This window comes from Paractinoplanes abujensis (assembly GCF_014204895.1).
Lineage (GTDB): Bacteria > Actinomycetota > Actinomycetes > Mycobacteriales > Micromonosporaceae > Actinoplanes > Actinoplanes abujensis.
Genome location: NZ_JACHMF010000001.1, coordinates 7675905 through 7700218, shown reverse-complemented (window position 1 = coordinate 7700218; position 24314 = coordinate 7675905). Strand labels below are relative to the sequence as shown.

Here is a 24314-nt window from a genome sequence, read left to right as displayed (position 1 = left end):
TGAACGAGAGGCCCGGCCCCGACAGGGGGCCGGGCCTCTTTCAGTTCGCCCGCAGGCCCGCGGCGTCGCACAGGGTCTCCGCCATGCGCAGGCCCTCCTCACCCAGCCCGTCACCGTGCATCACGGCCCACGCGCTCGCCCCGTCGAACGTCATCGTGAGCTGCCGGGCCAGCCGCTCGGGCTCGGCCGCCCCACCCACCGTCGCCTCGTGCCGGAAGAAGGCGGTCAGCCCGTCCTTGTAGCGCCGCGCGACCGCCCGGGCCGGGTGATCGGGCGCCTTGATCTCGATCGACGTGGCCACGAACGGGCAACCGTGAAAGCCGGGCCGGTCCGCCACCTCGTCGAGCACCCGGAACACGTGCAGGATCCGTTCGCGGGGGCCCGCGACGTCGTCACCGGGCAGCAGGCTCGCGTTGAAGCCGGGCCCGATGCGGTCGAGGCTGGCCGCCACCACCTCGTCCTTGCTGCCGAAGAGCTGATACATCGAACGCTTGGACACCCCGGCCGCCTTGGTCAGCGCCTCGACGCCCACGCTGAGACCCTCGCGGTAGAACAGGTCGGCCGCCGCGTCGAGAAGCCGGTCACGAGTATCGGTCACGCCGACCAGACTACCCGGTCAGGAAACTGATCGGTTTCATTCGTCACATCACCTTGCCGCGCAGAAACCGATCGGTTTACGGTTCTGAAAACCGATCAGTTTCCCGTGCGAGGAAAGGCAGCTCATGACTGCGATCAAGGACTCCGTCGTGCTCGTCACCGGCGGCAGCCGCGGCATCGGCAAGGCGCTGGTGGACGACCTGTTCGAGCGGGGCGCGGCCAAGGTCTACGCCACCGCCCGGGACCCGCGCACGGTCGCCCACCCCGGGGCGATCCCGCTGCGGCTCGAGGTCACCGACGAGGCGTCCATCGCCGCCGCGGCCGACCAGGCCCCCGACGTGACAATCCTGATCAACAACGCGGGAGCGTCGGCCGGTGCGTCGTACCTCGACTCGCCGATCGGCGACGTGCGCCGCGACCTGGAGACCAACTTCTACGGCCCGCTGCTCGTGACCAGGGCCTTCGTGCCGGTGCTGGAACGCAACGGCGGCGGCCACATCCTCAACGTGCACTCCGCGCTCTCCTGGCTGGCCGACGGCGGCCCGTACAGCGCCTCCAAGGCGGCCCTGTGGTCGCAGACCAACTCACTGCGGCTCCGGCTGCGCGAACGCGGCATCAAGGTGACCGGCCTGCACGTCGCGTACGTCGACACCGACATGACCGCGCGGATCGACGCCCCCAAGTCCGACGCCGCCGACGTGGCCGCGGCCGCCCTGGACGGGATCGAGACCGACGCGTACGAGGTGCTGGCCGACGACGTCACCCGCGGCGTCAAGTCGGCCCTGGCGGGCGACCTGACGCTGCTGTATCCCCAGCTCGTGAGCTGACCAGGATTTTGTCGGGGGGCGTTGCTAGGGTCTCGCCCGTGACGATCAGTTCGAAGATCAGCACGTTCGCAGGCCTGCCCATCGTGGCCTGGGACGCGGACGAGACCCCCGACGATCCGGCCGCCGTGGCGTGGCGCCTCGAGGTCGAGGAGTTCGACGCCGCCGAGGAGGAGATCGAGCAGGCGCTCGAGGCTCTGCTCGGACGCACCGGCGAGGGCGGCCCCGTGGCGCTGGTCGTCGGCGAGTGGGGCGAGGCCTACGAGCGCAGCTTCCCGGTCGACCTGCTGGTGCGCAACGCGCCGCGGCTGAGCCGGCTGCGGTCGCTGTTCGCGGCCGAGCTCACCTTCGAGCAGTGCGAGATCTCCTGGATCAAACAGGCCGACCTCACCCCGCTGCTCGAGGCTTTCCCGCGCCTCGAAAGGCTGTGGGTGCGCGGGGCCGACGGTCTCGAGCTCAAACCGGTGCGGCACGAGGGCCTGCGCGAGCTCGCCTTCGAGTCGGGCGGGCTGCCCGCCGAGATCGTCCGGGCCGTGGGCGCGTCCGACTTCCCCCACCTGACGCATCTCGAGCTGTGGCTCGGCGTCGACAACTACGGCGGCGACGCCCGCGCCGATGACCTGGCGCCGATCCTCTCCGGTCGGGCCCTGCCCGCGCTCACCTCGCTCGCCCTGCGCAACGCCGAGATCGCCGACGAGGTGGCCGGGGCGCTGGCCGCCGCGCCGGTGGTGGCCCGGCTCAGCGCGCTCGACCTGTCGCTGGGCGCACTGTCCGACACGGGCGGCGAGGCGCTGCTGGCCGGTCAGCCGCTCACCCACCTGACGTCGCTCGGCCTCAGCCACCACTTCCTCAGCGAGGAGCTGGCGCAGCGCCTGGTCGAGGAGCTGCCGGGCGTGCGGGTCGACGTCTCCGACCGGCAGCAGGAAGAGGAGTGGGGCCGATACACGGCGGTGTCGGAGTAATGCGGCTCGCGGTCGTGGGCAACCCGGGCAACCGCCGGGTCGCCCTCTTCGCCGAGGCCGTGACCCGGGCCGGGCTGCCCGCGCCCGCGATCTATCCGTGGCGTGACGTGCTCACCGACGGCCCGGTGCCGGGGCCTGGCGAGACCGTGCGCATCGACTCGCCGGGCGAGGACTCCGAAGTGGACGTCCTGCTGCGCGGCGGCTCTTCGCCCGCCGGCCCTTTCCCCACTGACCTTTCACTCGCCTGTCCTTCGCTCGTCGACCTTTCACCTGCCGTTCCTTCGCCCGTTGGCCTTTCGCTCGCCGGTCCTTCGTCCGCTGCCCTTTCCCTCGCCGGTCCTTTCGCCGGGTCCCCGCAGGCTTTGCCCGCGGCGGCCCGGCCGGGTGAGATCGTCGGAGCGGCCGCCGCCTATGCGGGGTTGGGCCGCGCCCTCGAGCGCGTGGCCGCGGGCGGTGGACGGCTGCTCAACCCGGTCGGCGACATCCTCACCATGAACGACAAGCGGCTCTGCCACGCGCGGCTGCTCGACGCCGGCATCCCGGTGCCGCCCGCGCTGCCGCCGGTCGCGAGCTTTGCCGAGCTGCGCGCGGCCATGACCGCGTACGGGTGGGGAAGGGTCTTCGTGAAGCCCCGGCACGGGTCGTCGGCCTCGGGCGTGCTCGCGCTGACCGTCTCGGGCCGGCGGATCATGGCGATGACGTCGGTCGAGATCGGCGCCGACGGGCGGCTCTACAACAACCTGCGCGTCAGGCGTTACGACGACGAGGCCACGATCGCCGGCATCGTCGACCGGCTCGCCCCCGACGGGCTGCACGTCGAGCGCTGGTTCCCCAAGGCGAGCCTGGGCGATCGCGTGCTCGACCTGCGCGTCGTCGTGATCGCGGGCGAACCGGCGCACGTCGTGGCCCGCACGAGCCGCACCCCGCTGACCAACCTGCATCTGGGCAATGCCCGCGGCGAGGTGGCGGCCGTGCGGGCGGCGGCCGGCGGCACGGCCTGGGCGGCCGCCATGCGCACCTGCACCGAGGTCGCGCGCTGCTTCCCGCGCAGCCTGCACGTGGGGGTCGACCTGATGTTCCGGTCGGGCTGGCGCACGCACGCGGTGGCCGAGGTCAACGCGTTCGGCGACCTGCTCAACGGCCAGACGACGTACGAGTCGGAGGTCGCGGCCCTGCTCGACGGGCACTACGAGAGCTGGGCCGGCGCGTGCGTGAGCTGATCGGGCGCCACGACCTGCTGTTCGTCACGCTGGACACGCTGCGCTACGACGTGGCGGTGGCCGAGCTCGCCGCCGGCCGCACGCCCACGCTGGCCCGCCATCTGCCCGGCGGGCGCTGGGAGCGACGGCACACCCCGGCCAGCTTCACCTACGCGGCGCATCACGCGTTCTTCGCCGGTTTCCTGCCCACGCCGGTGACTCCCGGCCCGCACGAGCGGCTGTTCGCGGCCCGGTTCGGCGGCAGCGAGACCAGCGGCCCGTCGACGTTCGTCTTCGACGCGCCCGACCTGCCGACCGGGCTCGCCGCGGCCGGCTATCACACCGTGTGCCTGGGCGGCGTCGGCTTCTTCAACCCGGCCACGCCGCTCGGGCGGGTGCTGCCGGGGCTGTTCGCCGAGTCGCACTGGGAGCGCGAGTTCGGTGTCACCGCGCCCGACGGTCTCGGCGCCCAGATCGCCCGGCTGGCCACGATCATCGACGGCCTGCCCCCGGCCCGGCCCCTGTTCACCTTCGTCAACGTGGCCGCGTTGCACCAGCCCAACAAGCACTATCTGCCCGCCGCGATCGACGACACCCTGGCCAGCCACGCCGCCGCGCTGGCCTATGTGGACAGTCGGCTGGGCGACCTGTTCGCCCTGGTGTCGAGCCGCGGCCGGCCGTGCCAAGTGATCATCTGCTCCGATCACGGAACGCTTTACGGGGAGGACGGCCACGTCGGGCATCGCGTCGCCCACGAGGCGGTCTGGACGGTGCCGTACGGGAGCTTCGCCCTGTGAAGATCGACGAATCGCCCTACCAGGGCTACCTCTACGCCTATCCGCACAAGACCGCCTACCGCCGCCTGGAGCCGCGCCGGCCGCTCCCCGACGTGTGGGCCGGGGAACGGCAAGACGCGCTCTTCGGATACGTCCACCTGCCGTTCTGCGAGATGCGCTGCGGCTTCTGCAACCTGTTCACCCGGGCCAACCCACCCGCCGACCAGGTGACGGCCTACCTGGCCCAGCTGCGCCGGCAGGCCGTCGCGGTGCGCGGGTCGCTCGCCGGTGACGCGTCGTTCGCGCAGCTCGCGATCGGCGGCGGCACCCCCACCTATCTGACCGCGCCCGAATTGGCGGAGCTGTTCGAGATCGTCGAGCTGGCGTTCGGCTCCGACCGGCGGCCGATGTCGGTCGAGACCTCGCCCGCGACCGCCACCGCCGACCGGCTGGCGGTGCTGGCCGCGCACGGCACGACCCGGGTCAGCATGGGCGTGCAGAGCTTCCTCGACGCCGAGGCGCACGCGGCCGGCCGCCCGCAACGGCTCCCCGAGGTGCTCACCGCGCTCGAGACCATCCGGACGGCCGAGATCCCGGTGCTCAATGTGGACCTGATCTACGGCATCGACGGGCAGACCGCCACGACCTGGCAGCACTCGCTCGACGAGGCGCTGAAATGGCAGCCCGAAGAGCTCTATCTTTACCCGCTCTACGTGCGGCCGCTGACCGGGCTGGGCCGGCGCGCGAACGGCCGGGCCGGCTGGGATCAGCAGCGGCAGGAGCTCTACCACCAGGCCGTCGACGTGCTCACCACGGCCGGTTACGAGCAGCGGTCGATGCGGCAGTTCCGCCGGGTGGACGCGCCGGTGATCGACGGCCCCGACTACTGCTGCCAGGACGACGGGATGGTCGGGCTGGGCTGCGGCGCCCGGTCCTACACGACATCGCTGCACTACTCTTTCGACTACGCGGTCGGCGTCTCCCAGGTCCGGGCCGTGCTCGACGACTATCTCTCCCGGCCTTCGAGCGATTTTTCGTACGCCGAGATCGGCTTCGACCTCGACGAGACCGAGCAGCGACGGCGGTGGCTGCTCAAGTCGCTGCTCCGCACGGACGGGGTCGACCCTTCGCTCTATCTGTCGCGTTTCGGCCGCTCCCACGTGGACGACTTCCCCCAACTCGGCGAACTGGTCGACCGGGGCTGGCTGCACGACGACCGGTGCGTGCTGACACCGGCCGGACTGGCCCAGTCCGACGCCGTCGGCCCCTGGCTGGTCTCCGGCCCGGTGCGCGACGCGATGGGGGCGTACGTGCCGCGATGAACGATCTCTACGTGCTCTATCGCGGCCCGCTGGCCAGCTGCAACTACGACTGCCCGTACTGCCCGTTCGCCAAGCGGGTCGACCCGCCCGCGCTGCTGCGGGCCGACCAGGCCGACCTGCTGCGCTTCGCGTCGTGGGTCACCGAGACGGCCGACCGGCGGCTGTCGATCCTGTTCACGCCGTGGGGCGAAGGGCTGACCCGCAGCTGGTACCGCGAGACGATCGTGCGCCTCTCGCACCTGCCGCACGTCGCCCGCGTGGCGATCCAGACCAACCTGGCCGCGCGGGTCGACTGGCTCGCGGCCGCCGACCCGCGGGTGGCGGCGCTGTGGGCGACCTACCACCCGGGCCAGGTGACGGCTTCCCGATTTCTCGACCGCTGCCGCCGCCTCGACGCGCTCGGGATCCGCTACTCGGTCGGGGTGGTCGGGCTGCCCGCGCACTACGACGCGGCGGTGGCTCTGCGCGCCGCTCTGCCGCCGTCGGTCTACCTGTGGATCAACGCCGCCGAGGGCCACCTCTACACCCCCGACGAGGAGCAGCTCTGGACCACCCTGGACCCGTTGTTCGGTGACAGCGTGCGGCCGCATCCCTCGCTGGGCCTGCCGTGCCACGCGGGCGAAACGGCGATCTCGGTCCTGGGCGACGGCACGGTCCGCCGCTGCCACTTCATCCCCACCCCGCTCGGCAACCTCTACGACGGCTCGTGGCAGAGCGCGCTGCGCCCACGCCCCTGCACCAACACCCTGTGCGACTGCCACATCGGCTACGTGCACTTGAAGCCCCTCGGCCTCCGTGACGTCTACGCGGACGGGCTGCTCGAACGCATCCCAGCCGCATTCCCCGTACGGCCGTCGCTCGAGCCCACCTCACCGTCCTAGCCCCCGCCTCCCTTTCGTGCGGCCATCGACGGCCGGACGGTGCTCACCCCTTCCGGCACCTCTTTCTTGCGGCTGCCGACCGCCGGCCCGCACCCACCATTTCCCGGGCCTCTGCCCGCACCGATCCCTCCCCTCCTTCCCCGCATCCCTTTCGCGCGGCCGCCGACGGCCGACGGCACCCACCCCATCCCCGCCCGGCACCCGCCTCGGGAGCGCGGAAATGTCGTACCCGGGCGATACGGTTCTGCCGACTCGACGACCTCGGGAGGGCTGATGTATCGGCAAGGCGACGTGTTGATCGTGCCGGTGGCCGAGGGTGATGTGCCGTCCTGCTCGGCGGTGCCGCGCGACCGTCAGGGCCGCATGGTGCTGGCCCGCGGCGAGGCCACCGGCCACGCCCACGTGATCGGCGGCCCCGGCCTGCAGTTATTGGCCGACGTCGACGACCCGTCGAGCATGTTCGTCGACGTCCCCTCCTACGGCCGGGTCACCCACGAGGAGCACGGCCCGATCTCGCTCCCCGCGGGCCACTACCGAGTCGTTCGCCAGCGCGAATACATTCCCGGCTCGTTCCGCCCGGTGGCCGACTGACATGAGACTGACCCCCGAGCAGGAAGCCCTGGCCGCCGCGATCGAAGACCAGTGGCTGGCCGCCGCGGTCGACACCACCCCGGCCGACCGCCCCGCCGCCGAAGCCGGTGTCCGCGAGGCCTACCGCCGGGCCGGCCTCACCGCGCCCGAACGCATCTTCTGGCTGGGCTCACCTCGAGCCGGCGCCATTGCCGCGGCCCTGCTTTCGGCAGGCGCTTCTCCCTCACCAGATCAAGCTCCGACCGGCCCGGCCCCAGACACCCTCGCTTCGGGCGTTGATGGGCCGATTGTGCAGCAGGTGCGTGACGCACTGCTGAGTCAGGGCTGGCGGCCGGGCCCGGGCATGGGCGCTTCGGTCCGGCGGCAGGTTCGCACCGAGCCGTGGGCCGCCGCCCGCGAACGCGCCTCCGGTGTGCTCGGCCCCGAGGGCTGGGCCCAGTTGGGCGCCGCGGCCGGCCGGCGTTCGTGGGCGCTGGTGATGGACAGGGTCGCCGGGCGGATCCGCCTGCGGCTGGGCGAGGATCTGGCGGCCGAGTTCCCCGCGGCCCGGCCCCGGCTCCTCGATGCGATCTACGGTCAGCACGACGGCGTGTGGCTGTCCACTTTCGAGGCCGCCGACCGCCTGCACCCGGGCTCCGGCCTGCTGGACGGTCTCACCGGCCTGACCGCGGTGGCCCGGCACTGCGGCTGGTGGTGGGCCGGTTCACGGTTCGCGATCCTCACTGAGCGCCCCTCCCTGCTGGCCCGGGACAACGTGGGCCGCCTGCATCGTGGCGAGGGCCCGGCCATCGGCTACCCCGACGGATACGCCTTGTGGGCCTGGCGCGGCATGCCCATTCCCACCGACCTCGCGGCGGAACTACCGCACTTGACGGCCGACCGCATCGGCGCCGAGTCGAACGCCGAACTGCGCCGGGTCATGCTGGAACACTTCGGCTACGAGCGCTACCTGCAGGAGGCCGGCGCGCGAGCCCTTCACCAGGACGAAACCGGCACACTGTGGCACCTCCCGCTCACCGGCGACGAACCTCTCGTCATGGTCGAGGTCGTCAACGCCACCCCCGAGCCGGACGGCACGAGCCGCGTCTACTGGCTCCGCGTGCCACCCGGCACCCGCACCGCCCGGGCCGGGGTGGCGTGGACGTTCGGGCTGACCGCCGACGAATACCACCCGCTGCTCCAGACGTAGCTCCGGCAAACGGGCGGCACACGACGTTTCGCGCGCCGCCCGTCGCGTATCTCAGACCCGGGCCATGTCGGGCAGCTGCTGGTCGGTCTGGGCAACCTGGGTCAGCTTGGCGGCGACCGGCTTGAACAGCGACGACGTCAGGGCCTTGTCGACCACGCTCCGCACCGCCAGCCCGAAACGGGTCCGCGGATAGGCGAAGTGCTGAATTCCGGGCGGCAGCTTCTGCACGTCCTCGACCAGCGGCCGCATCCATTCCTCGTACGAGGTGAGGGCCGCCCGGCGGTCACCCGGCTGCTGAGCAAAATAGGCCGCCAGCACGTATCCGCTGGTCAAGGCCAGTGAGGCCCCGCCCCCGCCGAGCGGAGTCACACACCACCCGGCGTCGCCCGCGAGCACGACGCGTCCCCGATGCCAGGTGCTCATCCGAATCTGGGTGAGGTGATCGATGTAGATGTCGTCGGAGGTGTCGAACGCGTCCAGGATCCGCGGCGCCTCCCAGCCGGCGTCCGCATACCGTTCCCGCAGTCGCGCCAGCGCTTCGGACTGATCGAGTCCACTGAGGTCGTCGTCACCGGCGTACGAGAGGATCGCGCGGGTGGTGCCGTGGTTGTCGGGCCGCAGGTGGATCTGCCGCCCGCCGACGGTGTTGTACCACCGCCACCGGTTGTCGTCGGTCGGCGTACGGGGAATGGTTCCGAACACCATCGTGATACCCAGCTCGCGCCGGTCGACCGTGCTTCCGAAGAGCATGTTCCGGGTCGTCGAACCCACGCCCTCGGCGATGACCAGCAGATCCGCGTGCAGAACGTGCCCTGACGACGTGGTGACGGCCACCTCGTCCACCCCGTCGGTCACCTCCGCAATGGTTTCGCCATAGCGGAACTCGATCCCGTCGGGCAGGTGATCGCGGATCGTGCGCGCCAGGTCACCGCGTAGCACTTCCAGTTCGGCAGTGGCGCTGTCCGGGCCGTCCGACGGCAGCTCGGCCCGCACAGCACCCGCCGAGTCGACCAGGACGGTTCCGGTCTCGGTGGTGTTCTGCGCCTTGACCGCGTCGAACAGGCCCATCCGATCGAGCACTTCGCGAGCCACGCCGCGCACGTCGACGTTCTGCCCGCCGTCCCGGAAACTCCGGGCACGCTCGATGACGATGACTTCCCAGCCCGTACGCCGAAGCCAGTAGGCGGCCGACAATCCCGCGATGCTCGCCCCGGAAATCACCACACGTAAGGCCATGGTCTGCTTCACTCCCCTCGCACAACGCCCGCCATGCTTTACAGTGAAGCTACTTCACACTGAAGGAATCAGCATGACTCCCGCCGATCCGTTGACCGACACCTGGTCCCCCGACCAGACGGCCGCGATGCAGCACCTCCACGACTGGACCGTCGGCTTCATAGAGCTCAACCAGCACCTGGCCGCCTGGATGGCGTTGCCCACCTCAGACGCGAGCGCCCTCAGCAACATCGTCTGGGCCGCGGAACAGGACACCCCGCTCTCCCCCGCCGACCTTTCCCGCCGCATAGGCATGACGTCCGGCGCCACCACAGTCCTGCTGAACCGCCTCGAAGCGGGCGGCCACATAACCCGAACCCGCGAACACCCCGACCGCCGCCGCGTAACCCTGCGCCCCACCCCGCAGTCCCGCACCCGGGCCCGCACGTTCCTGGCCCACGCCGGCGCCGAGGTAGCCGAGGTGCTGCACCACACCACCCCCGAGGACCTGCGCCGCATCACGACGTTCCTGGCCCGCCTGACCTCCGCCACCGCGAAAGCCAACACCCGCCTGCAAGCCCACCCCACACCCCCAGCCGGTGACCGACCCCCGCCGGACCACCCCGCGGACACAACTGCGGTCGCCCCCGGCCCCGTCAGGCGCAGCACGCGCCTCGGCGTAGTCGGCCCATGAACGAGCCGGCGACACTTGGGGGGTGGTTCAGTCGGCCCCGGACGGGCGCGGTAAGCTCTACCTACCGACGCGGGGTGGAGCAGCTCGGTAGCTCGCTGGGCTCATAACCCAGAGGTCGCAGGTTCAAATCCTGTCCCCGCTACAAACAAGAGGCCCCGTTTCGCCACTACGCGAACCGGGGCCTCTTCGCGTGCCCACCGCGCGGAATCGGAAGCACCCGGCCAACGGCCACTACGCGGGACACGCACAAGCCCAAAGCCTGACCCTCGCCACCGCGACCACCGTGGCGCGGCCGATGCGGGCGGTGATGGCGTGCAACCCCGGCCAGCAGAGCGCAAGCCACGGCTATTCGCAAGCCGCTACCCAGCCGCGGCCGATCGCGAGCCGCCACCCAGCCGCGGCCGATCCCAAGCCGCGACCGATCCCAAGCCGCGACCGATCCCAAGCCGCGGCCCATCGCGAGCCGCGACCCAGCCGCGGCCGATCGCGAGCCGCGACCCAGCCCGTGCCGACCCTGGACGACGCCCTAAGCCGAGCTGGCGCCGAGGCAGGACCCCCACGAACGAAATCCAAGCCCGGGCTGCCCGCGCTGCCCGCGCTGCGTAAAACCGACCCCTACGACACACGATTTCCAGGTCTCGCCGCCGTGGTCAGATTTCAGCGCCGTTGACACGCGCCGCACCGCGGCTGAATTAGACCGAAAACCCTGATCGCGACGGCCAGGGCCGAGCCGTGCCGGGCTGGAGTGGGACACCAACACTGGAGTGAGACACCAACAAGCACGGAGGCCAGGCAGACGCGCAGACCGCGCCCAGGCAGAGGCCAGGCCAAGACGACAGCCAAGCGGACGCGCAGACCGCACCAAGACGACGACCGGACCAGGCGGCAACCGGACCAGGCGGCAACCGGCCTAGCAGCGAACCGGCCAGGCAGCGAACCGGCCAGGCAGCGAACCGGCCCAATACGGCGACCGGACCAAGACGGAACTCAAGCGCAGACGCGCAGACGGCGCCAGGCGGAGGCAGGCGGAGGCAGGCGGAGGCCAGGCTAAAGCCAAGCTGACTCGGAGACCCCGCCTAACAAAGGCCAGGCTAAGGCCATGCCGACTCGGAGACCGTGCCAAGACGAGGACCCGGACCAAGGCGGCGACCGGACCACGACGAGGACCGGGCCAAGCGGAAGCCAACCAGACGCGCAGCCCGCGTCAAGGTGAGGACGGGGCCAAGCCGGAACTCAAGCAGACGCGCAGACCACACCAAGGCGAAGACCAAGCAGACGCAGAGGCCGGACCAAGCCGAATACCGCGCTTAAAGCCAAGCCCAAGCAGACACAGAAGCCAGCCCAGGCCGTGGAGGGCGGTCATTTGCCGTACGAAGACCAGGTCGGTGGTGCGCGGTAGCCGGCCGGGCAGGCATTGCTGCACGACGCTGCGCTAGCAAAAGTCGTGGAGGCGGGTGACAAGAGCGGCGACGAAGTCGCCAACCCCAACCGCGACGAAGTCGCAGGACCACCCGCAACCAACGCACCCCCGCCCCCACCGGAACGTGGGGTCTGGGGGCTCGGCCCCCGGGCAGAAATGCGAAGAGTCCCCGGTCCGCGCACAACAGCGGACAGGGGACTCCTGACTCGTAGCGGGGACAGGATTTGAACCTGCGACCTCTGGGTTATGAGCCCAGCGAGCTACCGAGCTGCTCCACCCCGCGTCGGCCTGTTAACACTAGCGCAACCCTGACGTCGGCTGCAAAACGGGTCCCGGTGACCCGCGACACGGCGGGTCACCGGGGTCCCAGGAAGGTCAGCCGCTCGGGGTGGGCGATGGTGCGGCCGCCGAGCCGGACGGGTTGGGGGTTGCTCCGCCGGCGGCGTTGCGGGCGTTCTCGAAGTTGGTCATCGCGGTGTCGAGGGCCTTGAGCGCTTCGCCGTAGCGGGCGAAGTCGCCGGACTGCTGGGCCGTCCTGACGTTGGCGATGGCCTGGTCGAGCGCGGTCGCGGCGGCGGCCAGTTCACCGGTGAGGCTGTCCGGCGGCGGCGGGGTGGTGCCCGTACCGCCGGAATTGTTGTTGTTGCCGGTGTTGTTGTTGCCGCTCTGGGCCGCTTTGCCCTTGTCGACCAGTTGTTTCAGACCTTCGCTGAGGCTGTTGGCGAGCACCACGTACGTGCCGCCGTCGCCGTACGACATGAGGATCTTCTGCAGCTGGGGTGCCGCGTTCTCCTGGTTGCTGGGTCTGACGTAGACCGGCTCGACGTAGAGCACGCCGCCTTCGACGGGCAGGGTTATCAGGTTGCCGTAGAGCACCTGGGACTGCGCGTTGTTGGACAGCAGGGTGATCTGTTGCCGCACGTCGGCGTTGGCCGTCATCTTCTGGTGCACCTGCACCGGGCCTGGTGTGACTGTCTGGTCCGGTAGTTCGAGCACTTGCAGCACGGGTTTGTTGTCGACGTACGAGCCGGAGATCAACGCGGCCAGGTTTTCGCGGTTGGCCGGTGTGACGCCGGCGGTCAGCTGGAACCGGGTCTGGTCCTGCTCGGGCAGTTGCACGTTGAGGTAGAACGGCGGCTGCTTCTGGTTGTTCGACGGCGAGTCGGGCGCGTTCGGCACCTGCCAGAAGTCCTGCCCGGAGAAGAACGCCTGCGGGTCGGTCACGTGGAACCGGGTGAGCAGGTTGCGCTGCACCTTGAACAGGTCCTGCGGGTAGCGGAAGTGGTCCTCGAGGGACTGCGGCGTCTCGGCCTTGGGGATGATCAGGTCGCCGCCGAAGGCCTTGTTCCACGCCTTGAGCACCGGGTCGTTGTCGTCGAACTCGTACAGCTTGACCGTGCCGTCGTACGCGTCGACGGTCGCCTTGACCGAGTTGCGCATGTAGTTGACGTCGTCGCGGGCCAGGGCGAACTGCCCCTGACCGGTCAGTTCGTCCTGCGTCTCGGTGGCCAGGTTGATCTTCTGCGAGTACGGGTAGGAGTTCGACGTCGTGTAGCCGTCGAGGATCCACACGATCCGCCCGTCCACGGCGGCCGGGTACGGGTCGCCGTCGATGGTCAGGAACGGCGCGACCTTCTCGACCCGGGCTCGCGGCTCACGGATGTACATGAGCTTGGAGTCGGAGTTGACCGCGTCGGAGAGCACGAAGTTGCTCTCGGTGTTCTTGATCGCGAAGACCAGCCGGCGGAAGAACGAGCCGATCGAGACGCCGCCCTCACCGGTGTAGGTGTAGAGCTCCTCGGCGTTGTTGTTGTCCTCCTGCGGGCGGTCGAACTCGACCCGGCGGTTCTCGTCCTCCTGGCCGACGATCGCGTACTCGGTCGACTGCTCGCCGTAGTAGATCCGCGGCTGGTCGACCTCGATCTCTTCCTTCGTCGCGGAGCAGTTGCTCGGGCGGTCGTCGCCGAGGAAGCCGGAGACGAAGTACGGCAGGCCGCCGCAGAACTGGTTGGCCGGCGCCGCCACCAGGCCGTAGCCGTGGGTGTAGACGGTGTGCCGGTTGAGCCAGTTGCGCTGCTGCGGGGTCAGTTTGTCGTCGTTGATCTCACGTACGCCGACCACGTAGTCGCCGGTCTTGTTGTTGATCGAGTAGCGGTCGACGTCGAGTTTGGCGCCGAAGTCGTAGAAGCCGCGGGACTGCTGCGACTGGGTGAACGCCTGCGAGACCAGCTGCGGGTCGATCAGGCGGGCGTTCTGAGCGCTGGCGTTGGTGGCCAGCCCGCTGGGCGGGACGACAGTGGTCGCGCGGTAGGGATCGACCTGGGTGTCGCCGAGGCCGAAGGCCGCTCTGGTGGCGTCGATCGAGCGCTGGATGTACGGCGCTTCCTTCTCGCTGAGGCTGGGCTTGACCGAGAAGTTCTGCACGGCGAGCGGGTAGATGCCGCCGATGGCCACGGCCGAGATCGCCAGCAGGGCCAGCGAGACGCCGGGCCATACCAGGTTCCGCATGCCCGCGTTGGAGAACACGATGATCGCGATCGCCACGACGATCGAGATGTACGCCAGTATCTCCTTGGCCGGCATCAGCGCGTTGACGTCGGTATAGCCCGCGCCGTAAAGGCCCGGCGAGACGTGCTGCTCGAGCAGCAAGGCGCGCCGGTCGAGCACGTACGCCACGGCCTTGAGCAGCACGAACAGCGCGACCAGGGAGGTCAGGTGGGCCCGGGCGCCGGTGGTCATCCGGTCGCCGACGCCCTGCAGGCGGACGCCGCCGAAGATGTAGTGCATGGCCAGCGAGCCGAGCACCGAGAGCACCACGGCGGTGAAGGCGACACCGAGCACGTAGCGCAGCATCGGGTAGTCGAAGACGTACCACCCGACGTCCACTTTGTGCTCCGGGTCCTGGATGCCGAAGCTGCCGCCGTTGCGGAACAGCATCCAGTCCTTCCACCGGCCCTGCGCGGACAGGCCCGCGAAGAAGCCGATGATCACCGTGAGGACGGTGATCCAGGTGCCCAGGCGCGGCGCGAGGATCATGCGGTAGCGCTCGAGCGTCGCCTGTTCGGCGGAGTGCGGCCGCAGCAGTGGTCGCAGCCGGTAGGCCAGGTAGAGGTTGCCTGCGATGATCAGCGCGACCGCGAGGCCGATGACCAGGAACAGCAGGAGCCGGGTGAGCAGAACACCGGAGAAGACGTTGACGAAGTCGACCTCGTTGAACCAGAGGTAATCGGTGTACGCGTCGATGCCCCACCCGAGCAGCGTGAAAAGAAGAAAGACCCCGACCAGGACGCCGACGGTGACGCGACCGCGCCGGCTCATCCTCGGCAGAGGGCTGTTACGCATTACCAACGGAGGCTCCACATTTCAGTCGGGCCGGTGTCTCACCGTACGTCATCTGTCACGCGGCCGAGCATGGCTTGGGGGTGCCACCACCCGTGAAGGTCTTGAGCGCCGTGAGCGCGTCGTCCACGGTGGCCACCTCGGCCATCGGAAGCCCCTCGACCGTGTTCCGTAGTGCTTCGGCGCAGTTTCCCTTGGGCACGAGGAACAGCTGAGCGCCGGCTTTCTTGGCGCCGACGAGCTTCTGCGGGATCCCGCCGATCGGACCCACGTTGCCGTCGTTGTCGATCGTTCCCGTACCCGCAATGATCTTTCCGCCGGTCAGGTCGGCCGGCTCCAGCTTGTCCATGATCCCGAGCGTGAACATCAGGCCGGCGCTCGGCCCGCCGATCTTGTCGAGATCGATCTCGACCTTGAACGGGGCGTCCTGTTTCGGGGCGATCTCGATTCCCAGCCGCGGCGTGTTGTCGTCCGCGGAGGCCTTGGTGGTGATCTTCGCGGTCGAGGCCTTGCCCGCCCGCTGGTAGGAGATGGTGAGCGTGCTGCCGGCCGGTTTGGCCCGCACGAGCTCGGTCAGCTTCGACGGACCGTCGACCGCGGTGCCGTCGACGGCTGTGATGATGTCGTCCTTCTGCAGAATGCCGGTCGCGGCGCCGCCGTCGGTGACCTTGTTGACCGCCGCGCGTACGGGGTAGCCCAGTTTGGTCAGTGCGACCGTGACCGCGCTGTTCTGCGACTCGGTCCACTCCTCGGCGTTCTGCTGTTCGACCTGCTTCTCCGTACGGTCCGGGGGGTAGATCAGTTCCCGCGGGACGACCGCGTCGGACGAGCTGAACCAGCTGCTGATCGCCCACACCAGCTCGACCTGCGACTGCACGTTCACCGTGGTCAGGCGGAGCTGGCCGGCCGACGTCGTGGTCTTCGCATCCGTCACCTGGATCACCTCGGTGCCGTTGTCCGATCCGAGCGTGTTCACGGTCGGGCCGGGCTTCAACACCACGTACGGCAGGGGTGCGGCCATCACACCGACTGCCAGCAGGGCGGTGATCAGGGCGCCGAGGATTACGGTGACACCACGACGTCTCATGCGCGTGAGACTATCGCCCCTCCCTGAGTTCTCTCTGAGCTGACACCGCCATCGGTCCGGAGCGGGCGTTTCGCGCGTACGGTTGGACACGTGCCTGATATCCCGTTCGGCTTCTCCTTGCCGGGGGCCCAGCCGCCCGACCCCTCCGACCCGCAGCAGATGCAGCAGTTCATGGCGCAGCTGCAGCAGATGTTCGCCGGGCCCGGCAGCGGCCCGGTGAACTGGGACCTCGCTCGCCAGGTCGCCCAGAGTCAGCTGTCCGCCGCCGGTGACCCCGCGGTGAACATGTTCGAGCGTCACCAGGTGGAGGAGTCGCTGCGGCTCGCCGACCTGTGGCTCGACCCGGCCTCCGCGCTGCCCAGCGGCATCCGCCTGGCCGCCGCCTGGAACCGCAACGAGTGGATCTACAACACGCTCGAGGTCTGGAAGAAGCTGTGCGACCCGATCGCGGGCCGCATGGTGGGCGCCATGGGCGACCTCGTGCCCGACGAGGCGAAGGCCCAGCTGGGCCCGATGCAGTCGATGGTGGCGACACTGGGCGGGGCGCTCTTCGGCGGGCAGCTCGGTCAGGCCCTGGGTCAGCTCGCGGCCGAGGTGCTCTCGGCGGGCGACATCGGTCTGCCCCTGGGCCCCAGCGGCACGGCCGCGCTCGTCCCGGCCAACATCAAGGCGTACGGGGACGGGCTGGAGGTCGGAGAGGATCAGGTCCGGCTCTACGTCGCCCTGCGCGAGGCGGCCCACCAGCGGCTCTTCGGGCACGTGCCGTGGCTGCGCGCGCACGTGCTGAACGCCGTGGAGACGTACGCGAACGGCATCACCGTGAATCGTGAGGCCATCGAGGAGGCGATGAGCCGCGTCGACCCCGCCGACCCGGAGTCGATGCAGGCCATGGCGCTCGAAGGCATCTTCACGCCGGAGGACACGCCGCAGCAGAAGCAGAGCCTGGCCCGCCTCGAGACGGCGCTGGCGCTGATCGAGGGCTGGGTCGGCCACGTGGTCGACAACGCGGCCGGCGACCGGTTGCCGTCGGTGGTGCAGCTGGGTGAGGCGTTCCGGCGCCGGCGCGCGGCGGGCGGCCCGGCCGAGCAGACGTTCGCCGCGCTGGTCGGCCTCGAGCTGCGGCCGCGCCGCCTGCGCGAGGCCGGTGTGCTGTGGGCCGCGGTCCTCGAGCACCGCGGCGTGCAGGGCCGCGACGCGCTGTGGGGTCACCCCGACCTGCTGCCGACCGACGAGGACTTCGCCAACCCGCAGGTCTTCGCCCAGGGCACCGCCGACTGGGACATCAGCGAGCTGGACAACCTGGGCCCGGCCGGCGACAAGAACGACGACGAGAAGGAGTGACTCGCCGGCTCGTAGCGGCACTGCTGGTGCCGGTGACGTGGAGCCCGCCCGGCGTCGACCTGACCGCCTGGCGGGCCGCTCTGGCCGAGGACGTGGTCGACCTGCTGGCGCGGCTGGCGCAGGCCGAGGCGGCCATCGCGGCCACGAGCGACGATCTCGCGCTGGCCCAGGAGATCGCCTGGCCCGGCATGCGCCTGTACGAGGTGCCGACGGCGACATATCTGCCGGTGCTCGAGGCCGCCGCGGCCGACGGGTTCGACCAGGCCGCCGTGCTGGCCGCGGACGCCCCGGACGTGCCCGGCATGATCCTGGGCAAGCTGCTGCGCCCGCTGGAGAACAAGGCGGTGGCGGTGGCCTCCGGCGGCCCCGGGAACGGCCTGCTGGGCCTGGCCACGAGCCTGCCCGCGCCGCCCTGGCTGGCCGACCACGACCTCGACACGGCGACCGCCCAGCTGCTGCGGCGGGACGCGCCGAACCCGGGTGACGTCTCGTCGACGCCGGAGTGGCGGCGGTTGCGCGGGCCGGCCGAGCTGGCGGCCCTCGATCCGGCCCTGGAGGGCTGGGAGAACACGCGGGTGCTGCTGGGCGGCTGAGCCTCAGTCGTCGGCGAGCACGAGGCCGGTGGCGGCGGAGATGCCCTCGAGGTAGCCGCGGGCCCGCTCGGCCTTGCCGAAGCGGTTGACCAGCTCCCAGAACTCGGCGTTGTGGCTGGGCACGACCAGGTGGGACAGCTCGTGCAGCAGCACGTAGTCGATCACCCAGTCGGGCATCTCCTGGATGCGGTGGGAGATGCGGATCGTGCCGTCGTCGGGGGTGCAGGAACCCCAGCGGCCGTTCTGGTTGGTCACCCAGCGCACGCTGGCCGGGCGGACCTGCTCGGCGTGATCGGCGAGGTAGCGGTTCGTCAGCCGCCGGGCCCGGGTCTGCAACTCCTCGTCGGTGCGCTGGATGCGTTCCTCGCGCGCGGCCAGGCGGGCCAGCATCCGCTCGACCCACTCGGTCTCCTCGGCGCGGGAGAACCGGTCGGGGATGAGCACGACCACGCGCTCACCATCGCGGTACGCGGACACTGTGCGCCGACGGCGCTGGCTGCGCCGCACTTCCACGACAGGCTTGCGCGTCCGGGCCATTACCGGCTCGCGCGGCCCAGATTCGGGTTCACGTTGAGACGCTAATCCGTGAGACCCATGTCACCGCAAGAGTACGCCGGATGACACCCGGGGGATATGTGTACTTCGTCCAGGTAATACCGAAAAAATTTTCCGTGGCGCAATACTGCGGCCGGTCCGCCAACCTAGCTCATCGCCGGAATGGCGCCCACCATCGCGCCCCACGTCCGATTTCTGCCCGTTTGATGGCACAACACGGCGTGTTGCGGCACAACATCCCAAAAAGGGCGATTCGGACCGGCACACTCAGCGTCGTCGGCGAGACCGCCGACGCCGCGCTGACATGGAACAGGTCTGGCCTGGGTAGTTGTCGCCCCGACGGGTGGCCACATCCGCGTGGTCGGAGCGGTCCAGCGCCGAACACAGGTCGCGGCCTGCCACCGCGAGCAGGCATCGGGGCCGACCCGGCCGACAACATGAACGAGGAGGAACCGTGGCCGACAACACGTACAACGGCTACTGCGTGAAGTGCAAGGAGAAGCGCGACTTCCAGGGCACCGTCGAGGTCTCGAAGACGGGCATGAACATGGCCAAGGGCAAGTGCCCGGTGTGCGGTACGACCGTGAACCGCATCCTGGGCAAGGCCAAGGTCTGAGCCGGACGGCCTCGCAGGCTTCGCCCCACTAGGCCATCGTCAAGCCTGCGACAAGGCCGTTCACCCACCCGGGGAGGGCGAGTCGCCCTCCCCGGTGCATCACCTTCGCGGGGCGTTTCCGCTTTCGCCCCCGCACGTTGAGTGAGGTTGTGGACAACTCCCACAGCCTGTGGATAACTTTCCCGTGCCTGTGGACAAAGCGCGTCGCGGGCCGTCAGTGCCTGTGGACAACTTATTCGCTCCGCATCGCTGCGGTGACATCCTGTAACGCGTGAACCGTCCCACGCTCATCCCCGGGCTCGCCCGCGTCTGGCGCAACCGCTTCGAGTTGCAGCTGGGGTCCGATCCCGCCCGCGCCGTGGTGCTGCGCCTGCCCGATCCCCGCGCGGCCCGGGTGCTCGACCTGCTCGACGGCAGCCGTCCCGAACGGGTGGTGCTGCTCGAGGCCGTGGCCGACGGCGTCCCGCCCCAGGAGGCCAGGGCCGTCCTCGACGCGCTGGGCGAGGCGGGCCTGACCGTGCCCGCCACGGCGCTTCTCCCTCCCGTACGGTGTGCCGACCGCCTGGCCGGCGAGGCCGCGGTGCTCGCCCTGCGCAGTGACAACTCCCCCACCCCGGCCACCCGGCTGCGCCGCCGGGGTGCGGCCCGCGTGGTGGTGAGCGGGCACGGCCGGCTGGGCGCCCCGATCGCCGTGGCGCTGGCCGAGGCCGGTGTCGGCCACATCCACCTCGACCTGCCCGGCCTGGTGCACCGAGGCGAACTGGCCGGTGGCCCGCTCCGCGCGTCCGACATCGGTAAGCCGCGCGCCGAGGCGGTCCAGCGCGCCGTCACCCGCACCGTGGAGCACGTCGACACCAGCGGTGTGCGTGGTCAGCCCGCCACCCTGGTCGTCCAGCTCGACCCGGAAAGCCCGATCACCGTGGTCGCGGCGGCCCACGCGAGCCGCCGGCAGCCCCACCTGGCCGTGACGATCCGGGACGGTACCCCGATGATCGGTCCCCTGGTCCTGGCCACCGGCGCCCCGTGCCTGGCCTGCCTCGACCTGCACCGGCGGGACCGCGACGCCGCCTGGCCGGGCCCGCCGCCGCACACGACGCCCGAGCCCTGCACGGTGTCCACGCTGCTGGCCGCGACCGCGGTGGCCGCCGAGGAGGCGCTGATCTTCCTGGACGGCGGCACCCCCGAGACCCTGGGCGCCTCGATCGAGCTCACCACGCCGTCCCGCCAGCGCCGCCGCACGTGGCCGCCCCACCCCGACTGCGATTGCGCACGCCGCGGACCCCGCCGCCCGGCTGTGGACGGCGCCCGCCAACACTCCTGAAAAGGGACGCAACGGCTGTTACGTGTCTTGACGGACCACGTCGGCGGAGAGCCGCCCGGTCGGGAACGACGCGCTGTGGATGAGGAGATTTGGTGTCAGGGTTGGCGGACTTTTCGGGCGTTGTGGGGACAACCCGGCTCAGGCGGGCAGTTCGGCGCCCGAGAGTCGGTCACAATGATCTGGTGAGCGACATACCGAGGCGTGCGGCGGCCCGCACGGCCAAGCTGGCGGCGCTTCCGCTGGGGTTCGCCGGGCGCACCGCGCTGGGCCTCGGCAAGCGCGCCGTCGGGATCGCGTCCGATGTGATCTCGGAGGACATCCAGCGGCGCACCGCCGAGCAACTGTTCAGCGTCCTGGGCCAGCTCAAGGGCGGCGCCATGAAGTTCGGGCAGGCGCTGAGCGTCTTCGAGGCCGCCATGCCCGAGGAGATGGCCGGCCCCTACCGGCAGGCGCTCACCAAGCTTCAGGAGGCCGCGCCCCCGATGCCGGCCGCCAGCCTGCACAAGGCGCTGGCCGAGCAGCTCGGCGAGGACTGGCGCGACAAGTTCGCCGAGTTCGACGACGTCCCGGCCGCCGCGGCCAGCATCGGCCAGGTGCACCGGGCCGTCTGGAAGCTGCCCCCGGCCCGCAAGAACGCCAAGCCCAAGACCGTCGACGTCGCGGTCAAGGTGCAATACCCGGGTGCCGGCGAGGCGCTGCTGGCCGACCTGAAGCAGCTGTCCCGCCTGGCCCACATGTTCAAGATCATCCAGCCCGGCATGGACATCAAGCCGCTGCTGGCCGAGCTCAAGGATCGCATCACCGAGGAGCTCGACTACGCGATGGAGGCGGAGACCCAGCGGGCCTTCGCCGCGGCGTACTCCGATGATCCGGACATCTTCGTGCCGAGGGTGATCGCGTCGGCCCCGCGGGTGCTCGTCACCGAGTGGGTCGAAGGCACGCCCCTGGCCAAGGTGATCAGCGACGGCACCACCGAGGAGCGCGACGAGGCCGGCCGCCTCATGGCGACGCTGCACTTCTCCGCGCCCGCCCGAGCCGGCCTGCTGCACGCCGACCCGCACCCCGGTAATTTCCGGATGCTGCCCGACGGCCGCCTCGGCGTGATCGACTTCGGCGCGGTGGCTCGCCTGCCCGAGGGACTGCCCGAGCCGATCGGCCGGTTGGTGCGCCTGGCACTCGACGGCGACGCCCTTGGCGTGGCCGACGGGCTCCGCGAGGAGGGCTTCATCAAGCCCGACGACGAGATCGACGCGCAGGCCGTGCTCGACTTCCTGCGCCCGATGATCGAGCCCGTCGCGGTCGAGAAGTTCCAGTTCACCCGGGCCTGGCTGCGCGGTGAGGCGACCCGGCTGAGCAGCCCGCGCTCCCCGGCCTATCAGCTGAGCCGCAAACTCAACCTGCCCCCGTCCTACCTGATGATCCACCGGGTCACGCTGGGCTCGATCGGTGTGCTGTGCCAACTGGAGGCCGAGGCGCCGTACCGCGGGATCTTGCAAGAGTGGCTGCCGGGCTTCGCGCCGCCCATGACCTGACGAGGCACCCATGATCTGATGGGCCGATGGAAGCCGCTGCGCACATCGATGACCTGGCCGCCTTCGTCTCCGCGGCGCCGAGCTCCTACCACGCGGCCGCCGAGGTGGCCCGCAGGCTGGTCGAGGCCGGCTACGAGACGCTCGACGAAACGGCCGACTGGACCGACGCCGTACGCCCCGGGGCCCGCCTGCTGATCGTCCGCGACGGCTCGGTCATCGCGCTGGCCGTGCCCGCGACGGCCGGCCGCGGCACCCCGTTCCGGATCCTCGGCGCCCACACCGACTCGCCCGGCTTCAAGCTCAAGCCGAAACCGTCGACGGTCAGCTTCGGCTGGTGGCAGGCGGGCGTCGAGGTGTACGGCGGCCCGGTCGTCCCGTCCTGGTTCGACCGTGAGCTCGAGTTCGCGGGCCGGGTCGTGCACCGCGACGGCACCGCGCACCTGGTCCGCACCGGCCCGTTCGCGCGCATCCCGCACCTGGCGATCCACCTCGACCGTGCGGTGAACGACTCCTTCGCCCCCGACAAGCAACGCGAACTCCAGCCGATCTGGGGTGTGGGCAACGCGGAAGCCGACGTCGTGGGCCACCTGGCCGACCTGGCCGGCATTCCCGCCACCGACCTGGCCGGCTACGACATCGTGACCGTCGACTCGGCCGCCCCCGCCCGCTTCGGCGCCGACCGGAAACTGTTCGCCTCGGCCCGCCTCGACAACCTGTCCTCGGTACACGCCGGCGTGGCCGCGCTGCTGACGGCCGAACCGTCCGACGCGATCGCCGTGCTGGCCGCCTTCGACCACGAGGAGATCGGGTCGGAGAGCCGGTCCGGCGCGGCCGGGCCGTTCCTGGCCGACGTACTGGAACGCGTTACCGCGGGGCTCGGCGGCGACCGCACCGACCTGGCCCGCGCGATCGCCGGCTCGTGGTGCCTGTCGTCCGACGCCGGGCACGCCGTGCACCCGAACCGCCCCGACCGCCACGACCCGGTCAACCGTCCGGTCGCCGGCGCCGGCCCCCTGCTGAAGATCAACGCCAACCAGCGCTACATGACCGACGGCCTCGGCGCGGCCCTGTGGAGCCGCACCTGCGCGGCGGCCGGCGTGCCGTATCAGGAGTTCGTCTCCAACAACTCGGTGCCGTGCGGCTCGACGATCGGCCCGATCACCGCGGCCCGGATCGGTATCCCGACCCTGGACGTGGGCGTGCCGCTGCTCTCGATGCACTCGGCCCGCGAAATGTGTCACGTAGACGACCCGGCCCACCTGAGCAGCGCGATTCGGGTCTTCTTGTCCTCCGCCGCCTGACGACTCATCGGCCCCGGTTGCGCTGATCATGTAACCATGGTTACTTTCCTCGTGTGGAGGGCACGGGGACCTGGGTCATGCTCGTCTATCGGATACCGCGGGAACCGTCCCGGCCGCGGATCGCGGTGTGGCGCCAACTGGAACGCCTCGGGGTGGCGCGACTCGGTGACGGCGTCGTCGGGCTGCCCGCCGACGCTCGGACCCGGGAGCAGTTCGACTGGATCGCCGACGAGATCCTGGCAGCCGGCGGCGCCTGCACGGTGTGGCTGTCGCAGCCGGCCAGCCCTGCCCAGGAACAGCAGGTCGCCGCGGGAATGCGCGCTGCGCGCGCCGCCGAGTACCAGGCTGTCGTCACCGAGGCCGAAGCCGCGATCTCGGCTGAACCGGGCGAGCGGGCCCGGGTGGTGCGCCGGCTACGCGCCGAGCTGCGGCGGATCCGGCGGCGGGACTTCTTTCCCCCCGCCGAGCGCGACACCGCCCAGGTCATGGTCGACGCCTTGGCCGTCAACGACGATCGGAGCCCGGCATGAAATGGGCCACCCGCCCCGGCGTGCACATCGACCGGGCCGCCTACGCTTGGCTGATCCGCCGGCACCTCGACTCCGATGCCGTGTTCCTGTTCACCGATCCGGCCGCTGTTCCGGCCGACGCGACACCGTTCGACATGCGTGGCGCCGAACTCGGCCATCACGGCCGGGACTGCTCGTTCGAGACGATCCTGCGCCGTTACGACCTCGACGACCCGGTCCTGTGGAAGATCGCCGAGATCGTGCACGAGGCCGACCTCGACGACGAACGCTTCGACGCCCCCGAGGCGCCGGGCCTCGACGTCCTGCTGCGCGGCCTGTCCATGACCCTCACCGACGAGCAGGTCCTCACCGTCAGCGGCCCGCTCTTCGACGGCCTGTACGAATACCACCGCCGCGCCCTGCTGCTGGACCGCCCACCCGCCTGAGGAA

The 24314-nt window shown here is 70.5% G+C and carries 22 protein-coding genes and 2 tRNA genes; 18 read left to right on the top strand and 6 right to left on the bottom strand.

The annotated features are described in order from the left end of the window. Positions 1–40: 40 nt before the first annotated feature. Complete coding sequence (locus tag BKA14_RS35440; protein WP_203722081.1) at positions 41–598, bottom strand: TetR/AcrR family transcriptional regulator; 558 nt, start codon at positions 596–598, stop codon at positions 41–43. A 124-nt stretch (positions 599–722) separates the two neighbouring features. Between BKA14_RS35440 and BKA14_RS35435 the strand changes: the two genes are divergently transcribed. From BKA14_RS35435 to BKA14_RS35400, 8 genes are all read left to right on the top strand, one after another. Continuing rightward, on the top strand, positions 723–1424 hold the full coding sequence (locus tag BKA14_RS35435; protein WP_184955114.1) for an SDR family oxidoreductase: 702 nt from the start codon (positions 723–725) through the stop codon (positions 1422–1424). Positions 1425–1462: 38 nt separating this feature from the next. Then, a complete protein-coding gene (locus BKA14_RS35430) occupies positions 1463–2383 on the top strand; it encodes an STM4015 family protein (RefSeq protein WP_184955113.1) in 921 nt (306 codons plus the stop codon). Next, entirely contained in the window at positions 2383–3603 is a 1221-nt protein-coding gene (locus BKA14_RS35425; protein ID WP_184955112.1) for an STM4014 family protein, read from the top strand. The genes BKA14_RS35430 and BKA14_RS35425 overlap by 1 nt, the downstream gene beginning before the upstream one ends. Further along, positions 3591–4379 carry an STM4013/SEN3800 family hydrolase gene (locus BKA14_RS35420; protein ID WP_184955111.1) on the top strand — a complete coding sequence of 263 codons (789 nt, stop codon included), beginning with the start codon at positions 3591–3593 and terminating at the stop codon, positions 4377–4379. The genes BKA14_RS35425 and BKA14_RS35420 overlap by 13 nt, the downstream gene beginning before the upstream one ends. Continuing rightward, positions 4376–5680, top strand: coding sequence for an STM4012 family radical SAM protein (locus tag BKA14_RS35415; RefSeq protein WP_184955110.1), 1305 nt, complete (start codon positions 4376–4378; stop codon positions 5678–5680). Before BKA14_RS35420 ends, BKA14_RS35415 begins: the two co-directional genes overlap by 4 nt. Then, a complete protein-coding gene (locus tag BKA14_RS35410) occupies positions 5677–6561 on the top strand; it encodes an STM4011 family radical SAM protein (RefSeq protein ID WP_184955109.1) in 885 nt (294 codons plus the stop codon). Before BKA14_RS35415 ends, BKA14_RS35410 begins: the two co-directional genes overlap by 4 nt. Before the next feature lie 273 nt (positions 6562–6834). Beyond that, entirely contained in the window at positions 6835–7152 is a 318-nt protein-coding gene (locus BKA14_RS35405) for a DUF8820 family protein (RefSeq protein ID WP_184955108.1), read from the top strand. A 1-nt stretch (position 7153) separates the two neighbouring features. Beyond that, positions 7154–8341, top strand: coding sequence for a DUF6745 domain-containing protein (locus BKA14_RS35400; RefSeq protein ID WP_184955107.1), 1188 nt, complete (start codon positions 7154–7156; stop codon positions 8339–8341). Between the two features lie 51 nt (positions 8342–8392). Here the strand turns inward: BKA14_RS35400 and BKA14_RS35395 are convergent, their stop codons facing one another. Beyond that, positions 8393–9577, bottom strand: coding sequence for an FAD-dependent oxidoreductase (locus BKA14_RS35395; RefSeq protein WP_184955106.1), 1185 nt, complete (start codon positions 9575–9577; stop codon positions 8393–8395). 73 nt (positions 9578–9650) lie between these two features. Between BKA14_RS35395 and BKA14_RS35390 the strand changes: the two genes are divergently transcribed. Then, positions 9651–10250 carry a MarR family winged helix-turn-helix transcriptional regulator gene (locus BKA14_RS35390; RefSeq protein WP_184955105.1) on the top strand — a complete coding sequence of 200 codons (600 nt, stop codon included), beginning with the start codon at positions 9651–9653 and terminating at the stop codon, positions 10248–10250. A gap of 68 nt (positions 10251–10318) precedes the next feature. Beyond that, positions 10319–10392, top strand: a tRNA-Met gene (locus BKA14_RS35385). A 1487-nt stretch (positions 10393–11879) separates the two neighbouring features. Here the strand turns inward: BKA14_RS35385 and BKA14_RS35380 are convergent. The 3 genes from BKA14_RS35380 to BKA14_RS35370 all read right to left on the bottom strand — a co-directional run bounded on the left by BKA14_RS35380 (position 11880) and on the right by BKA14_RS35370 (position 16096). Beyond that, positions 11880–11953 (bottom strand) — tRNA-Met (locus tag BKA14_RS35380). 92 nt (positions 11954–12045) lie between these two features. Continuing rightward, entirely contained in the window at positions 12046–14988 is a 2943-nt protein-coding gene (locus BKA14_RS35375; protein WP_184955104.1) for a UPF0182 family membrane protein, read from the bottom strand. A 79-nt stretch (positions 14989–15067) separates the two neighbouring features. Beyond that, positions 15068–16096, bottom strand: a complete 1029-nt coding sequence (locus BKA14_RS35370; protein ID WP_184955103.1) for a YlbL family protein — start codon at positions 16094–16096, stop codon at positions 15068–15070. A 159-nt stretch (positions 16097–16255) separates the two neighbouring features. On the opposite strand from BKA14_RS35370, the gene BKA14_RS35365 reads away from it, so the two are divergent. Beyond that, positions 16256–17437 (top strand): zinc-dependent metalloprotease, encoded by a 1182-nt coding sequence (locus BKA14_RS35365; protein ID WP_239092582.1) that lies wholly within the window; start codon positions 16256–16258, stop codon positions 17435–17437. Then, entirely contained in the window at positions 17434–18030 is a 597-nt protein-coding gene (locus tag BKA14_RS35360; RefSeq protein ID WP_184955101.1) for a hypothetical protein, read from the top strand. The genes BKA14_RS35365 and BKA14_RS35360 overlap by 4 nt, the downstream gene beginning before the upstream one ends. A gap of 3 nt (positions 18031–18033) precedes the next feature. On the opposite strand, the gene BKA14_RS35355 is transcribed toward BKA14_RS35360, so the two are convergent. Then, a complete protein-coding gene (locus BKA14_RS35355; RefSeq protein WP_184955100.1) occupies positions 18034–18567 on the bottom strand; it encodes a M48 metallopeptidase family protein in 534 nt (177 codons plus the stop codon). A 472-nt stretch (positions 18568–19039) separates the two neighbouring features. On the opposite strand from BKA14_RS35355, the gene BKA14_RS35350 reads away from it, so the two are divergent. From BKA14_RS35350 to BKA14_RS35325, 6 genes are all read left to right on the top strand, one after another. Then, complete coding sequence (locus BKA14_RS35350; RefSeq protein ID WP_164842208.1) at positions 19040–19201, top strand: DUF5679 domain-containing protein; 162 nt, start codon at positions 19040–19042, stop codon at positions 19199–19201. Between the two features lie 271 nt (positions 19202–19472). Continuing rightward, entirely contained in the window at positions 19473–20522 is a 1050-nt protein-coding gene (locus tag BKA14_RS35345) for a ThiF family adenylyltransferase (RefSeq protein ID WP_184955099.1), read from the top strand. Positions 20523–20704: 182 nt separating this feature from the next. Then, a complete protein-coding gene (locus BKA14_RS35340; protein ID WP_184955098.1) occupies positions 20705–22054 on the top strand; it encodes an ABC1 kinase family protein in 1350 nt (449 codons plus the stop codon). A gap of 26 nt (positions 22055–22080) precedes the next feature. After that, complete coding sequence (locus BKA14_RS35335; RefSeq protein ID WP_184955097.1) at positions 22081–23355, top strand: M18 family aminopeptidase; 1275 nt, start codon at positions 22081–22083, stop codon at positions 23353–23355. Positions 23356–23408: 53 nt separating this feature from the next. After that, the gene (locus BKA14_RS35330; protein WP_239092566.1) at positions 23409–23885 is read left to right on the top strand and encodes a Chromate resistance protein ChrB; all 477 of its coding nucleotides are present in this window, start codon (positions 23409–23411) and stop codon (positions 23883–23885) included. Next, positions 23882–24310 carry a chromate resistance protein ChrB domain-containing protein gene (locus BKA14_RS35325; RefSeq protein ID WP_184955096.1) on the top strand — a complete coding sequence of 143 codons (429 nt, stop codon included), beginning with the start codon at positions 23882–23884 and terminating at the stop codon, positions 24308–24310. Before BKA14_RS35330 ends, BKA14_RS35325 begins: the two co-directional genes overlap by 4 nt. Positions 24311–24314 lie beyond the last annotated feature (4 nt).

What these genes read in the sequence shown, in the direction of transcription:
- BKA14_RS35435 (WP_184955114.1), top strand. Translation starts at nt 723, where the DNA reads ATGACTGCGATCAAGGACTCCGTCGTGCTCGTCACCGGCGGCAGCCGC.
- BKA14_RS35425 (WP_184955112.1), top strand. Translation starts at nt 2,383, where the DNA reads ATGCGGCTCGCGGTCGTGGGCAACCCGGGCAACCGCCGGGTCGCCCTC.
- BKA14_RS35410 (WP_184955109.1), top strand. Translation starts at nt 5,677, where the DNA reads ATGAACGATCTCTACGTGCTCTATCGCGGCCCGCTGGCCAGCTGCAAC.
- BKA14_RS35405 (WP_184955108.1), top strand. Translation starts at nt 6,835, where the DNA reads ATGTATCGGCAAGGCGACGTGTTGATCGTGCCGGTGGCCGAGGGTGAT.
- BKA14_RS35400 (WP_184955107.1), top strand. Translation starts at nt 7,154, where the DNA reads ATGAGACTGACCCCCGAGCAGGAAGCCCTGGCCGCCGCGATCGAAGAC.
- BKA14_RS35395 (WP_184955106.1), bottom strand. Translation starts at nt 9,577, where the DNA reads ATGGCCTTACGTGTGGTGATTTCCGGGGCGAGCATCGCGGGATTGTCG.
- BKA14_RS35390 (WP_184955105.1), top strand. Translation starts at nt 9,651, where the DNA reads ATGACTCCCGCCGATCCGTTGACCGACACCTGGTCCCCCGACCAGACG.
- BKA14_RS35375 (WP_184955104.1), bottom strand. Translation starts at nt 14,988, where the DNA reads ATGAGCCGGCGCGGTCGCGTCACCGTCGGCGTCCTGGTCGGGGTCTTT.
- BKA14_RS35370 (WP_184955103.1), bottom strand. Translation starts at nt 16,096, where the DNA reads ATGAGACGTCGTGGTGTCACCGTAATCCTCGGCGCCCTGATCACCGCC.
- BKA14_RS35365 (WP_239092582.1), top strand. Translation starts at nt 16,256, where the DNA reads ATGCAGCAGTTCATGGCGCAGCTGCAGCAGATGTTCGCCGGGCCCGGC.
- BKA14_RS35355 (WP_184955100.1), bottom strand. Translation starts at nt 18,567, where the DNA reads ATGGCCCGGACGCGCAAGCCTGTCGTGGAAGTGCGGCGCAGCCAGCGC.
- BKA14_RS35335 (WP_184955097.1), top strand. Translation starts at nt 22,081, where the DNA reads ATGGAAGCCGCTGCGCACATCGATGACCTGGCCGCCTTCGTCTCCGCG.
- BKA14_RS35325 (WP_184955096.1), top strand. Translation starts at nt 23,882, where the DNA reads ATGAAATGGGCCACCCGCCCCGGCGTGCACATCGACCGGGCCGCCTAC.